Origin of the sequence: Kitasatospora sp. NPDC093679, assembly GCF_040683455.1 — a bacterium.
GTDB classification, from domain to species: domain Bacteria; phylum Actinomycetota; class Actinomycetes; order Streptomycetales; family Streptomycetaceae; genus Kitasatospora; species Kitasatospora arboriphila.
On sequence record NZ_JBFBDW010000008.1, the window covers coordinates 193,184 to 207,234 of the forward strand.

A 14,051-nucleotide genomic window follows, 5' to 3' on the forward strand; every position below is an offset into this window, starting at 1 on the left:
CTCTGCCCCCGTCGGGCGGGCGCGGCAAGGACGGTGCGCGAACACCGATCGACACCCCTGACGGTCGGTCAGGGGTGTCGGTGCGGTGGAGCGGGCGGGCTCAGCCGTGGTCGGCCGGCCGGTCCAGCAGGACCACCTCGAACTCCTCCAGGCTGCGGACGGTCACCCCGGCCGCCGGGACGTGCCGGGCCCGCAGGGCGGCCTGCGGGGCGCGCGAGGCCTCCAGCGCGGCGCGGTCGCGGAAGATCGTGCCGACCGAGGCCCGGCCCTCCGCGCGGTTCACCAGCAGGGTGCCGGAGACGAAGCCGTCGATCTGGCCCATCTCGGGCAGCAGCGTGGCGCGGAACCGCTCGACCAGGTCGTCGATCCGGGCCGGGTCGATGTCCGAGCGGATCATCCGGAAGCCCGCCCCGGGCGCGGCCGGGGCCGGCGGGCTGAAGGCGGCGGCCTCCCACACGTCGACGGTGACCGTGCCCGCGAACGGCGCCAGCAGGGCGGCCCGGCGGGCCTTCAGCGCCTCGTCGCTGTCCTGCTGGGCCTGCTCGCTCTCCCACCAGGACCCCATGGCGATCTTTCCGACCGTCCGGTCGGCGAAGAGGCCGTAGCCGCGGTAGCCGGGACGGTCGGTGAGCAGGCCGACGGCCTCGGCGCGGAGCGCGTCGAGCGCCTCGTCGATCCGGGCGGGGTCGCCGGTGGCGTAGAGGGTGCGGACGTACATGGCAGCGGTTCCTGTCGTCGGCCCGGCGCGCTCCGCGGCACCGGGTACGGGCACGGCACACCTCCATCCGACGGCCCTGCCCCGCCCCGGGCAACGCGGACGACCCGAACGGGGGCCGCCCGGGGGTCCGCCGGGTCGCCGGGTCGCCGGGTCTCCGGGTCGCAGAACGCAGCGGGCGGGTGCCGGCCGCAACCGGTACCCGCCCCCAGCCGATCCGTCCTTGCAAGGGCGGCCTGTGTCGGCGGTCGGCGTGAGCCGCCGTCAGGCGGCGGTCGGGAGGCCGTGGACGCGGCAGGCGAGCAGGGTGAGCTGGATCTGGTTGGTGGCACCGGTCTTGGCACGGATGCGGCGCAGGTAGGTGTCCACGGTATGCGGGCTGAGTTCCAGACGGCGGGCGATGGCGGCGTAGCTCGCGCCCTCGACGAGCAGTTCGAGGACCTCCAACTCCCGACGGCTGAACGCGGCGCGGGCGGGGGCGGGGGCGGGGGCGGTGGGGATCACGGCGGGCTCCTGGTGGTCGACGCGGGCGGTCAGAGGAGGGGCTTGCAGGTCGGGTTGTGCCGGCAGGAACCGCCCCAGGAGGTGTCCCCGGCCAGGTCGACGGTGCCGCCGCCCCCTGCCGTGACGCGGACCGCGGCCGACCCGGCGGGCCCCGCAGTGGCCGCCGCGAGCGCGGGCGCGGCACCGGCGAGGGTGGCGGCGAGCAGGGCGGCGAGGGCGAGCGTGCGCTTCAAGGCGGTCCTCCAGGACGGGTCGGCGGGATGCGTGCCTAGCATGTCCAGCGAGCGGCCCGTGTCGCCATCGTCCGGCCACCTCAGCAAGTGCGGTGGCAACAAGCTGACCGGGGGACAGAATGGACATCTCGTCGGCGCAGTCGACCCTGGACGGGCCCGACCCGATCGAGGCCGCCGCCTACGCCTGGGTACTGGAGCACGGCCTGCTCGACCCCGCCGCCCTCGCCGGCCACCTGGCCCGGCAGGGGCTCGACCCGCTCGCCGCGGCCCCGGCCCTGGCCCGCCTCGCCGCCTTACGGCTCGTCCACCCCGACCCGCAGGACCCGACCCGGGGCCACGCCGTCGGTCCGGAGGCCGCCGTCAACTCCCTGGCGGGCCCGATCGAGGCCGAGATCGCCCGCCGGCAGGAGGAGCTGGCACACAACCGGGCCCGGCTGGCCGGTTTCCTGCCGTACTACCTGAGCGTCCCCCGGCCGCAGGAGGGCGGCGACGGCGTCCACGTCGTCACCACCCTCGCCGAGGTGCGTGCCGCGCTGGAGCAGGCCTCGGCCGAGTGCCGCTCCGAGGTGCTGGCCAGCCAGCCGGGCGGCGGCTCCCGTCAGCCCGAGGCCATGCAGGACGCGCTCCGGCGTGACCACGCACTGCTCTCCCGGGGCGTACGGATGCGCACGCTGTACCACCACACCGCCCGGTTCAACGGCCCCAGCCAGGCCTACGTGGAGGCCGCCGCCGGGCTGGGCGGCGAGTACCGCACCGCGCACGAGCTCTTCGGCCGCCTGATCGTCTTCGACCGCGAACTGGCCTTCGTGCCGCTGTGCGACGGGTCCTGGGGAGCGGTGATGGTACGCCAGGAGTCCCTGGTCGCCTACCTGTGCGAGATCTTCGAGCAGGCCTGGGCGCAGGCCCGCCCGTTCGTCTCGGCGGCCGAGGAGGGGCTGGAGCAGGTCGCGCAGGAGATCGACCGCACGATCCTGCGGATGCTCGCGGCCGGGCTCAAGGACGAGACGATCGCCCGCCGGGTGGGCCTCTCGCTGCGGACGGCCCGCCGCCACATCGCGGACATCATGGAGCAGTTGGGCGCCGAGAGCCGCTTCCAGGCCGGGTACGCCGCTGCCCGCGCAGGCCTGCTCGAGGAGGACTGACCCGACCCCCGCCGTGTCACGTGATCCCGGTACCACCGCCCCGGTACCGGGCAGTCGTGACTTTCCGTCACCGATGCTCCTCGGCAGGATCGTGCCCACCGAAGGGAAGCAGTCGGAACGGGGGCGACGATCGTGCACTGGGGACAGGAACCGGAGAGCGAGCGGGCTCCCGGCGACCGGCTGACCGAGCTGGCCGCCTTCGTCCGGGCCCAACTGGGCCGGGGACCGGCACTGTTGTGGACCGAGCGCGATTCAGCCGACGGTTCCGGTCCACCCTCGGACGAGGAGGCGGACACCCTGGCGGCCGCGCTGGCCCCGCTGCTGGGGCCGGTGCTCGGCCGCGCCCCGCAGCCCGTACCCACCGCCGTCGCGGGGCGGTCCGCAGACCCGGGACAGGACACCGACAGTGACGTCCTGCTCCTGCAGGTCCGCGCGGCCGGTGATGTCGCGCTGCTCCCGCCGGCCGCCGCCGGGCGGCGCCCGGCCACTCGGCTGCGGCTGCGCGCGGGGCAGTCCCTGCTGCTGCCGCACGGCTGGGGCTACCGCCTCGACGACCGCCCGGAGCTGCGCCCCCTCGTCCTGCGGCTGTCCGCCGCCGACCGCCCCGCACCCCGCTCGCGCTGAACGGCGGGCCACCGCCCGCACACTCCCGCCCGCACACTCCCGTCCACAGCCCCTGGAGCAGATCTGTCATGAGCATCGCATTTGCCGACCTGGAGACGTACACCCGCCTGAAGAAGGCCGCCGCCGCCACCCTGCTGGCCACCAGCCTCCTGGCCGGGGCCGGGGCGGCGACGCTCGCCACCCCGCTCCCGGCCGCGGCCGCCACCGAGTGCCCCGGACAGGAAAACCCGGGCGGCGGCGGCGACTGCCGGACGGCTCTGATCGGTGCCGTCATGGACACCATCAGGCTGATCGCCAACGCGGCCGACCAGGCGAAGGTGGAGAACGCCCGGTTCACCCAGGACACCGTGGCCAAGCTGGCCGCCGTCGCGCCGGGCTACAACATCATGGTCTTCAAGTACGACGGCACGGACGCCTACGACATCCCCTGGTTCAGCAACCCGTACAAGGCGCAGCTGGACGGGGTGCTGGTGGACACCAAGTTCCGGCTGAAGCACCGCGACCCCGAGGGCGGACCGCTCGGCTACGACGACTTCCGGATCTGGGTCTTCTCCGGCGAGGGGACCTTCACCAACTACGGTGACGGCGGCTTCATGAACTGGTGCTTCCTCGGCTACGACGCGGACAACGGAGTCAACGGCAACCGGGTCATCCACTTCCCGGGGCGGGCCGTGGCCGGCGCACCCAACGGCGGCACCCCGATGCCGGGCCGGCCTCCGGTCGGTGGGCAGACCGGCGCGCCCGGCACCGTTCCCGGTGCGCCCGGCACGGTGCCCGGTGCACCCGGCACCGTCCCCGGAGTGCCCGGGGACACCACCGGTGTACCGGCGACCCCCGGCGTCCCGGCGAATCCGGGTGTCCCCGCGGTTCCCGGCGTCCCCGCGAACCCGGGCGGCGCGGTGACCGCCGCCAAGCTGACCGGCACCCTGCACGCCACCGTCAAGAACGGCCGCACTCCCTCCGCGACCGGCACCCCCGTCACCGCGGCCACCAGCACCGCGGCCAAGTCCACCGGCTGGGTCTTCAGCCAGGACAGCAGCGGCCGCTACAGGATCACCAACGCCGTCACCGGCCTCGCCCTGACCGAGAACACCAAGAGCTACCTGGCCGAGGCCCGGCCCTGGGCGGGCTCCGCCGCCCAGAAGTGGCAGCTCTACTCCCTCGGCGACGGCAAGTACCAGATCCGGGTCACGGCCGACGACTGCCTCACCTACGACGAGGACGACAAGGCGCTCGGCGTCTGGACCTGCACCGGCGACTGGAACCAGGCCTGGACGATCAAGCCCTGACGGGCGGAAGCACTCGGGGCGGGTACCGGCCGCAGCCGGTACCCGCCCCGAGCAGGTACTCCGTACCTCACACGCGGAGGGTGTGGGATTTGAACCCACGGTGACCAGAGGCCACGACAGTTTTCAAGAGCGCCTGGACGCAGGTAATGCTGCGTGCTTTCAGCAGGCAAGACATCGCCGTGGGGCCGCCCTTGCACGCGTGGCGTTCCACGCCTGCTCCACAGCCGAGGGATCAGCTTTGGCTGTCCGAGGATTCATCCGGGATCTCGGCGTGCTGTACGGCCCGAATCTCAGCCAGGTTGTTGCGGGCGGTAAGGATGTCCGGGTGGTCCGGCCCCAGCAGACGCTCCCGGTCGGCCAGCACCCGCTCACACAGGTCAAGCGCCTCCTGCGTCCGCCCGGCATCGGCGTAGGAGGCGGCCAGATTGCTGCAGGCGGAGAGGGTGTCCGGGTGGTCCGGCCCCAGCAGACGCTCCCGGTCGGCCAGCACCCGCTCACGCAGGTCGAGCGCCTCCTGCACCCGCCCAGCATCGGCGTAAGAGACGGCCAGGTTGCTGCGGGCGGTGAGGGTGCTCGGGTGGTCCGGCCCCAGCAGACGCTCCCGGTCGGCCAGCACCCGCTCACGCAGGTCGAGCGCCTCCTGCGTCCGCCCGGCATCGGAGTAGGAGGCGGCCAGGTTGCTGCGGGCGGTGAGGGTGCTCGGGTGGTCCGGCCCCAGCAGACGCTCCCGGTCGGCCAGCACCCGCTCAAACAGGTCAAGAGCCTCCTGCGTCCGCCCGGAAACCCCATAGGAGACGGCCAGGTTGTTGCGGGCGATAAGGGTGTCCGGGTGGTCCGGCCCCAGCACACGCTCCCGGTCGGCCAGCACCCGCTCACGTAGGTCGAGCGCCTCCTGCGTCCGCCCGACATCGGAGTAGGAGGCGGCCAGATTGTTGCGGGCGGAGAGGGTGTCCGGGTGGTCCGGCCCCAGCAGACGCTCCCGATCGGCCAGGACCCGCTCACATAGGTCGAGCGCCTCCTGCACCCGCCCAGCATCGGAGTAGGAGACGGCCAGATTGCTGCGGGCGGCGAGGGTGTGCGGGTGGTCCGGCCCCAGCAGACGCTCCCGGTCGGCCAGCACCCGCTCACGCAGGTCGAGCGCCTCCTGCACCCGCCCGGCATCGGCGTAGGAGCCGGCCAGATTGTTGCGGGCGGAGAGGGTGTCCGGGTGGTCCGGCCCCAGCAGACGCTCCCGGTCAACCAGGACCCGCTCACATAGGTCGAGCCCCTCCTGCACCCGCCCAGCATCGGCGTAAGAGACGGCCAGGTTGTTGCGGGCGGTGAGGGTGTTCGGGTGGTCAGGGCCATGGATTCGGAGGCTCTGCTCGACGATTCCTCGGTCATACGCAAGGGCTTGCTCGAAGAGGCCGGCGGCGGTGAGGCTGCTGCTGACCTGATAAATGCAATAGTGCACATCAGGCTTCCAGAGACATGGCCGGGTGTAGCGGTCGAGGAAGATGGTGTTGGCACGTAGCGACGCGGCCAGGTCCCGACCGTGGTGGTCGAGATCGGGCCAGAGGCTCACTATCGCGTCCGCTGCGACCCGGGAGATCACCGGAAGGACGTCGACAGGGACCGTTTCCCTCACGGCCCGAGCCGTGAGGGCATGCATGCGAACCGGCGCCTGGGCCGTGTCCTGTGCGACGAGCGCGTAGGTGCGCAGGTGGCCCAGTGCGGTGCTGATGTCCTGATCGGTGACGGGCGGCAAGGAGCGCTTGCGCAGCCAACGCCGGCGGCTGGGGCGCGAGGCGCGAAGCCGTTGTTTCACCGGTGGTGTGGTCCACAGGCTGGTGGGGTGGCCGGTGGGGTCCATCAGGGACATGAGTTCCAGCAGGGGGCGGGCCAGGTGGGTGGTATCGGCCGCCTGGACCGCGTCGAGGGAGATCAGTAGGGCGGTGGTGACGGGGCGTCCGTAGCCCTCCGTGTCGGCATTCGGCGGGAAGAGTTCGTGCAGCTTGTTGCGAGTATCGCGGAAGAGGGCCAGATAGTCGGCAATGCCGCACCGCTTGTTGATCATGTAGGCCGCTGCGTGACCGAGCGCCAGCGGCAGACGACCGAGCGCCTCGGCGAGCCGACCGGCATCGTCGGGGTCGTACAGGTGCGGGTAGCCGGCATCGGTAAGGCGCCGAAGAAGGTAGGCGCTGGCCTCCTCCTTGGTGTACAGGTCCAGGTTCACCAGCTTGCGCCCCTGTCCGCTAAGAAGGGCATCGCGGCGCCTGGTGGTGGCAAGGACCCAGCCGTTGCGCCGACTCCCGTCGGGCCACCACGCGTCGACGGCTTCCGGATCCGTGATGTCGTCCAGAACGACCAACCAGCGCCGCTCAGTGGTGGGCAGCCACGCCAGAAACGCGCGCGCCGCCACGGCAAGATCTTCCGAGTCGCCTCCCGGAAGTTCCAGCCGCTCGGCGGCATCGGCGTAGGCCGTGATGATCTGGTCAGGCCCGCTCGCATTGGCCCACACCAGCAGGTCCAGACCATCCTCTGTCGACCTGCCTTGATCCCGCAGTTCACGGGCCAGCGCGGCCGCGAGCTGGCTCTTGCCCACTCCTCCGTCGCCCGCCAGCACCTGCGAGAGCACCACCCCGCTCCCCTCACCACGGGCCCGGGCAATGTCTTTTCGGACCTCGGAACGCGGCTGGAATGCTGCGGCGAGCTTCGGGATCGTGCCCACCCACACCGGCCAGGTGACTTCGACACCGCCCGCTGGCGGCGTCGGGAAGATCGCATCACCGGCGACCTGCACAATATCTCTTCCAGCCTGAGCACCCTGCCGCGTACGACGCTGCCCCGGGAGTCCATTCACTGTGCACAGCTCCTCTAGGTACGGTCGCCGCCGACCTGGTCGATGTCGCCGCCACCGCGAGCCTTCTGCCGGACATCCTCCCGGCGGAACCGGCGACGAGCCCCAGGGACCGCGCCCCGATCACCAGCGGTCTGCGTGACCTTCCCACGCCCCTTGCCCGACTGCCGTACCCGCCGAGTGGTGTCGTTGCCCGTGCCGGGGGCACCGGCCTGTGCTGCCCACCAGCCCAGGCCAGCCAGAACACCAGCCGCGACTACACCCGCGACGGGACCAATCACATCCCACGGATCGTGACCGCCCTTCGACAGTGCCGCCCACGGCACCGCCACGACGAAGAACGCCAGAACCGAACCAATGACCGCCACACACCAGCGCACCACTACCTGCACAGCAACCCCGCTCCAATGTCAAGACACCAAAAACAGAACATAGTTGCACGGCTCGACAACGCCATAGAGGCAGATCCAGAAAGTCCCAGCTGGTACCACCCGCATCGCGACCAAAAAGATCAACTTCGCTGCCCTGAAGATCGACTGGACACACCCCGCCCGCGAGAAACACCTTTCAAGGACGGACGCGCGGCCACAGCTCGGATGATGGCTGACCACGACGTTAAGCCGCTGCGCATCGCCTAGATTCCGTACCCAGCCCACGGCTGGCCCAGGAGCAGACAGGCGAAGCCACCAAGAGGGCGCTACTTGGCTCTGCTGTGATCGGCGCTAGGAATGCGCAGTCGGCCTGCACTGCTCCGCAGCTATCATCCACGCCTTGATGACCAATGTCACAGCTCGCAGGGGAAGTCACTACCGGCAATCCCCGTAGAAGCAATGAACAGCCCAAAGGAAAGGATCCGAAGTCCGGTTGCGTAGCGCCCGCTGAGCGTGCACTACCGACGCAGCCGCAGATTCACCGGAAGTAAATTTCCCATAGAAGATATCAGAAAATGAACGCGCGGACCATTCATTTACTTCCCAGAGGCCGCCAATGACGTGACTTGAGCCCGCCGCTAGGAAGGCATGATGCAGTCCAAAAGTGGTATCTGATGTCGGCTCAAACCTATCGGCGACGCTAGCAAGGCATGCATTCATAACGACGGTCGAAGGAACCTCTCCAAGCAGCAGAATGTGCCAGGGATACAGTGGGGCGTCAAATAGATCTAGATACCCCGATAGCGAGCGTGGATCGAAGTAACCATGGCAGGCGAAGTGAGCAACAGCATGGTCACCAAGGGCATCCTGCACGCGCGCAACCGTAGCCTCCTTGCCAACTAGACGCGTCACCCGGTCAAACGTACCTCTTACAATTTCATACTCCCCCTCGATATCGATATCGTCAGATTCATCCAACCCTACAAACAAACACCCACCCCGCACCGGATGGCGATCACCAAATCCCTCCACAAGCGAAGCGCTAGGCAGATAAGAAATGCTTTCGACTGTCCCATTTGAAATGGCGTCCTGCACGGTGCTGAGCGCATGGAAAGGAATGTTCCGCAGATACCCGAACGGCACCACGGCAAGGCGCTTAGATTTTGCAACACTGGCCTCTATTCCGCCGATCAATAGGTTCTCAATGCGACCCTTCAGGCCATCGATGGGAATATTGTCCGGATCCTGGGAAGACAAAAGAAGGCTGAGGTCGCCGGCTCTCGAATTCACATAAGTCTCGCCCGCCTCAATGCCTTCGCGTGTGACGGCTAGTCGGAGGATGGTGTCTTCGACAATTTCATGCACATAGAAGTCAAGCAGGGCGCCATTTCCTAGGTAATCGCGAATGGCGGTAACAGGAATCTCGGCATCGTAAGATTTGATGATCTTAGAGCGACAGTCTAGCCAGTCCCTAGGAGAGAGTCTCCAGCGCTCAGTTGAGAGGAGGGCGTTGAATTGTCGCGTGCGGGATGTAGCGGCCAGGTGCTCATCCGCGTTGCCATGAAGATAGGCAGCAATGATCCACTCGCGAAATACGGGCTCGACATTCCTCCATGTAAGCGCCCCAATTTCTGACCCAACAGATTCCCTCACAGCCGCGAGACTGCCCTTCTCCTTCGGCGTAAGCTCCCATTGAAGGGGCGGCAGATTATTTCCACTTTTCGGCACAACCGTCAATCTTGTCCACTGCCGATCTGCGAGCGGTGTCTCTCTGAGGGAAACCTCAGCGAGCAAGCTGGAAGCCGAGGCTCGAAAGTGGTGGGCGGCAAATTCTCCAACGCATTGCTGTACCGTCAGGTGGGCACGGCTTTCACCTGACTGAGATGCAATCCAACTTGCGACTTCAGCTACAGACTCTGAACGCGGTTGATGTGCTGTGTCTACGGGAACTGAGAGGCGGAGAACGGGATTCGGCCAGTCAGAGCGTCCACCGTAAATGGCAGATATAGCAATGGCTCCCGACATGTAGTGAGGAGACCAGGAGAGCTCCCGCCAATCGCCCCTCTGGGCCAACTCAATGACGTATTTCAAATCTTCCAGATGCGAAACACGATCGGGCCTAAAATCCTCCTTTGTAAACTCCTCCGGCTGATACCAAGGCGCTAGATCTGAGACATCCACTGGTGCCCACATATAGGTACGCCTAGACCGAATTCTATCCATCTTCCACATGCCGGCCATATGCGTCAGCGGACTCTCTCTAAGAATGTCGGCCAGGAGGGATTTTGCGATCAGCTCTGGGCCGGATATTGATGACTTTTGCTCCAGTGTCAGTGTGTCTAGGAACCAGGAGCCATCTGAACCGTGAAGCGCTTGAACCAACGCCTGCAGGAAGCCCTGTTGTTGCTCATCATCTAGTCTCTTATTGGTGGCCACTTCTAAGAAGAATTGCGTAAATCCAAGTTTGGGGATTATGCGCCGAGCGATCGCGTAATGGAAATTCTCTACGTCGCATCCAGCACATGCAGACCTAATGAAGTCTTCAATCGCATCGCCCATATGCCCCAAACTGTAATGGCAGTGTGCTCGATTATAGAGAGACCAAGCAGAGGTAGGGTCAATCTCAAGGGCCTTGTTGTAAGACGCGATCGCATCATCCATTCGCCCAAGGCGCATAAAATGGTTCCCCATATTGTATGGGAATTCTATATCTGACGGATCCGCGCGCATTGCCTCCTCGTATAGCTGAGCTGCGAGTTCAGACTTTCCCACCTCTGCAGCGCGGCGTGCCGTAAGGCCAAATGCAGCGGCCAATGGGGGTCTCATTGCGGCCGTATTGATGATTGACGCCAAGGCGGAGTCAATAGCTTCTCGACTAAGTTCTCTCGCGCCTGTTTCAAATTGGCGGAACGTATAGCTTATGAAGCCTACCTGTACCTGCATCTCAGTCAGCCGGGCTTCAAGCTGGAGGAGGGCTTGGCGCTCCTCATCGGAGAAGGCACTGTCTAGCTCATCGAGAGCCAGGCGTAATATCGGAGCCTTCGATAGAAATTCAAGAACATCCCATTGCTCGGGAGATCCATCATCTGGATTGCCCATCGTCATTCCTTGATGATCTCAAACCTGAATGAGATATCTTTGGCTCGGAGGAGACCTACCTCGGGGTGTTGGCCAATGCCCCATTCATCTTTCCCCCGAAGCCAGGAATTTCTATAAAGCCCGATCGTCCCGTTCGTTTCCTTCTTCAGATTCGCTAGGGCGGCGTCTCCGATCAGAAGCGCAGCTTTGAGCGACTCGCCAAGTAGGTCTGCATCAGGCGCTCCACTTGCCATCGCGAGCAGTTGACCAGAGGCAGACATCCCCTCATCCGACTGTGCAAGGTCTCCCAATATCGAGTGGAGGCTGGATGATCCTTCTCGATCCCGTGAAACTGTAATAAAAAGGTCGAGGAAGTAACGAGGCTTTCCAAAGAAAATAAGAAGCCCCTCTTGCCCGATTGGCAGGCTCTCGCCATCCTTCACCCGATCGAAACGGAAGGTTCTGGGTGCGTAAATGTCGGTTGAGCTGGCACCTGCCCGTTGGCCATGGATGACCAGAGCATCGATTCGAATTGAGGCTTCTCCGAATAGCCGCTGATTGTCGTGGACGATTAACTCCAGGAGTCGAACGGCGATTTTCGGCGAATCTCCCCCGCGCAGTCCTCCACCACGACGTGCCTCGCTAAGGAGGGAATCTTTAGCGTGGCCCGCTATCCCTTCCCCGTTTATTTCCCATTCGAGTGAGTCAAAATAGGTCATTACTCACGCCCCTCGGATTTGCGCCGAAAGTTTGGCGTCCGAGTGTTCAAAGGTTGACGGTCAACCCCCGCCGTCGTGCCACATATTTCAGAAGCTCCCTTCATAGTGTCGCTCAAGTTGACGTGCTGCGCTACGCTGCGCCCCTCCGAGCGGAGCGCGAGATATGCCCCACGGTTCCCCCGAGCGTGCAGGAACGCTGAGGCCGAGCTCACCCGGCCAGAGCGTCGGCGATGAGCTGCATAGAGCCCACAACGACGACCGCACCCGCGGCAGCCAGCTTCACATCCTTCCCAGGCTTGTTTGCGTAGCCGATGGTTGCCACCCCCGCCGCGTCGCCTGCCTCCACATCCCTGGCGGCATCGCCGATGAAGATGCACTCTTCCGGTTCGCTGGCGGCAGCATCCATCGCTTCTAGGAGAAGCCGCGGATTCGGCTTCATGGACGATGGATCACCAGGGGCTCGCCCGAAGACGCCGGCCACGTATCCGCTGAGCCCACGCGCGGAGAGGTACGTCGCAATGGCTGCGCCCGCGTTGTTGCTGACTACCGAGACAGAGCGGCCCGAGCTGGCGCAGGCTCGCAGAACCGATTCACCTCCGGGGTTCGGCCGCCCAGCGCGCACCGCCTCGATCTCCAGGTCGGTCAACGCGCCATCGGCTGCCCCGGCCAGATCAGGACGTGCATCCGCAATCAAACGGAGCAGTGCGAGCGGGTCAGTTTCCGCCTCACCTCCGACCGGGCTTTGCCCACCAGCAGCGAGCAAAGCCCGGCGGAGCCGATCCGCAACTTTCGGCGCAGGCAGGCCAGCGAAAACCGAGCAGACTGGGCCGTCGAAGTCGAGTAGAACGTGCTTCACCGGGCGAAGCACGTCGGCAAGCGACGGGGAAGCGCCGGTCACGGCTGACGCTCGTACGCGATGCTGGACCACACGCTGTCGAACCACATCTGCGCCTGCTGGACGTATTGTGATCCGAGCGAGGCGTCATCTGGTCCGGCAGCGTGGTGGAACAGCGTGGTGTCCTTGCCAGTGACGTCGTAGAACGTGTGGTCGTTGCCGTCGATCGCCACCGTCCGCTCGCGGAGCGGGTAGAACCCGAAGAACGCCTCAGACCGGTTCAGGATGTACAGCTTGAAGAGGCTGGACGCCCGATGCACCTTCACCTGAACTGTGGCGGCCTGCACGAGGCCCAGTTCTGCCAGCACCTCGACCGAGTGGGCGATGCCACCAGCATTGGTGAGCGCGATGTTTCGGGCGCGCTCCCGAAGTGCCGGTTCGTCCTTGAGACCGTCGACCAGCACCGGCACTGCCATGGTCTCGGCGGTATCCGGCAGGAGAAGCCGCACGGTGATGGACTCCGGAGCGAGCCTGCCGGAACGGACCTTGTCTAGCGGCTCCTGAAGAGCGTTGTGGAGCGTCTCGCTGGAGAAGCCGGCGAAGTCCAGCGTCACCTGCTTCTGCTCAAAGGCCGCTTCGAGGTGTGGCCGAAGACCCACCGGCCTCGACGTGCGCTCACGGACGAAGGACCCGCTGCCCTGTCGGGTCACGATCAGACCCTCGGTCCTGAGTAGGTCAAGAGCCTTGTCGATCGTCCCGCGGGCCACGCCGAAATGCTTGGCGAGTTCAGGCCCGGACGGGAGCTTGTCGCCCGTTTCGAAGCCGGGCTTCTTCGTGAGGATGGAGGCCCGCAACGAGCTGCTGACCTGCTGATACGGCGGGCGGGAGTCATCCGGGTCGAGGCTCATGAACCCATGCTAGGGCAGATGCCCAACACACGCGAGAAACCCAACCCTCTTGACCTGCCTAGGCAGGTTGCCTATGTTGAGTGTGTCGCAGCCGAGAGATGCGGGAGTGGCAAGGAGGGGCCTTCTTTGGGCTGCTCTGACCTGTGCAAATGCGCCCGGAGGCTGGTGTGAAAGCCGCCCGAAGGAAGCGTGCTCGTTGCTTGAGAACTGAAGAGTGATCGTGCGAGACCGACGCGAGGGCGGCGGTCGCGGTAAGGCGCCTAGGTTGAGGAACCGGGGGATGTCCACCGCGATACGTGCTCTCCCCCTACGCAGTGGCATGCCACCCGCTTGAGCGGGTGTGGGGACGGACGGCACGCTGACCAAGCCGATTCGTACGGCTGGATGGCGAGCCGAGTGGACCAGCAGGGTCTCAAGGCACGTGGCGGGATGAGACAGACCGCCCCCGTGGCGACCGGGTGATGTCGCAGCGGCAGCGAGCCACGCAGCACACCCATGTCCCCCGGGATGCGCCGCCTGATGGCGCCGGAGCAGTGACACCGGCGCACCCGATTTCGGGCTCGGGACCGGCTGGCCGAAGCAACGGCAGCCGGTGAAGCCCGCGCACAACCCTCTGATCTGTGACCCCGGTCCAGCTCGCCTCTGCGGCGGATCGGGGCACCGCCGCTCGCGATCCGACGAGCGGCCATGGCCCGAGTCGGGCCGCCGCGCTCCCGGCCAAGGTAGGCGCGGCGGCCCTCGGGCCCACCTCCCAACACTGGAACGAGGTAGACCCGTGCAATTGATTGTTGCAG

11 protein-coding genes are annotated in these 14,051 nt (G+C 66.3%); 3 read left to right on the forward strand and 8 right to left on the reverse strand.

The window, feature by feature from the left end; translation table 11 throughout:
• Positions 1 to 100: 100 nt before the first annotated feature.
• The 3 genes from AB0O09_RS10060 to AB0O09_RS10070 form a co-directional block, all read right to left on the reverse strand.
• Entirely contained in the window at positions 101 to 718 is a 618-nt protein-coding gene (locus tag AB0O09_RS10060; protein WP_363541044.1) for an antibiotic biosynthesis monooxygenase, read from the reverse strand.
• Positions 719 to 979: 261 nt separating this feature from the next.
• Positions 980 to 1,219: a LuxR C-terminal-related transcriptional regulator gene (locus AB0O09_RS10065; RefSeq protein WP_363541045.1), complete on the reverse strand. Its 240-nt coding sequence runs from the start codon at positions 1,217 to 1,219 to the stop codon at positions 980 to 982.
• Positions 1,220 to 1,248: 29 nt separating this feature from the next.
• Positions 1,249 to 1,452 carry a hypothetical protein gene (locus AB0O09_RS10070; protein WP_363541046.1) on the reverse strand — a complete coding sequence of 68 codons (204 nt, stop codon included), beginning with the start codon at positions 1,450 to 1,452 and terminating at the stop codon, positions 1,249 to 1,251.
• A 119-nt stretch (positions 1,453 to 1,571) separates the two neighbouring features.
• On the opposite strand from AB0O09_RS10070, the gene AB0O09_RS10075 reads away from it, so the two are divergent.
• From AB0O09_RS10075 to AB0O09_RS10085, 3 genes are all read left to right on the forward strand, one after another.
• Positions 1,572 to 2,594 (forward strand): helix-turn-helix transcriptional regulator, encoded by a 1,023-nt coding sequence (locus tag AB0O09_RS10075; RefSeq protein WP_363541047.1) that lies wholly within the window; start codon positions 1,572 to 1,574, stop codon positions 2,592 to 2,594.
• A gap of 132 nt (positions 2,595 to 2,726) precedes the next feature.
• Complete coding sequence (locus tag AB0O09_RS10080) at positions 2,727 to 3,218, forward strand: hypothetical protein (RefSeq protein ID WP_363541048.1); 492 nt, start codon at positions 2,727 to 2,729, stop codon at positions 3,216 to 3,218.
• A gap of 68 nt (positions 3,219 to 3,286) precedes the next feature.
• Positions 3,287 to 4,507, forward strand: coding sequence for an RICIN domain-containing protein (locus AB0O09_RS10085; protein WP_363541049.1), 1,221 nt, complete (start codon positions 3,287 to 3,289; stop codon positions 4,505 to 4,507).
• Positions 4,508 to 4,739: 232 nt separating this feature from the next.
• On the opposite strand, the gene AB0O09_RS10090 is transcribed toward AB0O09_RS10085, so the two are convergent.
• The 5 genes from AB0O09_RS10090 to AB0O09_RS10110 all read right to left on the reverse strand — a co-directional run bounded on the left by AB0O09_RS10090 (position 4,740) and on the right by AB0O09_RS10110 (position 13,257).
• Positions 4,740 to 7,289, reverse strand: coding sequence for a tetratricopeptide repeat protein (locus AB0O09_RS10090; RefSeq protein ID WP_363541050.1), 2,550 nt, complete (start codon positions 7,287 to 7,289; stop codon positions 4,740 to 4,742).
• Between the two features lie 863 nt (positions 7,290 to 8,152).
• Positions 8,153 to 10,822: a CHAT domain-containing protein gene (locus tag AB0O09_RS10095; RefSeq protein ID WP_363541052.1), complete on the reverse strand. Its 2,670-nt coding sequence runs from the start codon at positions 10,820 to 10,822 to the stop codon at positions 8,153 to 8,155.
• A complete protein-coding gene (locus AB0O09_RS10100) occupies positions 10,819 to 11,514 on the reverse strand; it encodes a hypothetical protein (protein WP_363541053.1) in 696 nt (231 codons plus the stop codon). Before AB0O09_RS10100 ends, AB0O09_RS10095 begins: the two co-directional genes overlap by 4 nt.
• A gap of 208 nt (positions 11,515 to 11,722) precedes the next feature.
• The gene (locus tag AB0O09_RS10105; protein ID WP_363541054.1) at positions 11,723 to 12,412 is read right to left on the reverse strand and encodes an HAD-IA family hydrolase; all 690 of its coding nucleotides are present in this window, start codon (positions 12,410 to 12,412) and stop codon (positions 11,723 to 11,725) included.
• On the reverse strand, positions 12,409 to 13,257 hold the full coding sequence (locus tag AB0O09_RS10110; protein ID WP_363541055.1) for a GntR family transcriptional regulator: 849 nt from the start codon (positions 13,255 to 13,257) through the stop codon (positions 12,409 to 12,411). The genes AB0O09_RS10105 and AB0O09_RS10110 overlap by 4 nt, the downstream gene beginning before the upstream one ends.
• Positions 13,258 to 14,051 lie beyond the last annotated feature (794 nt).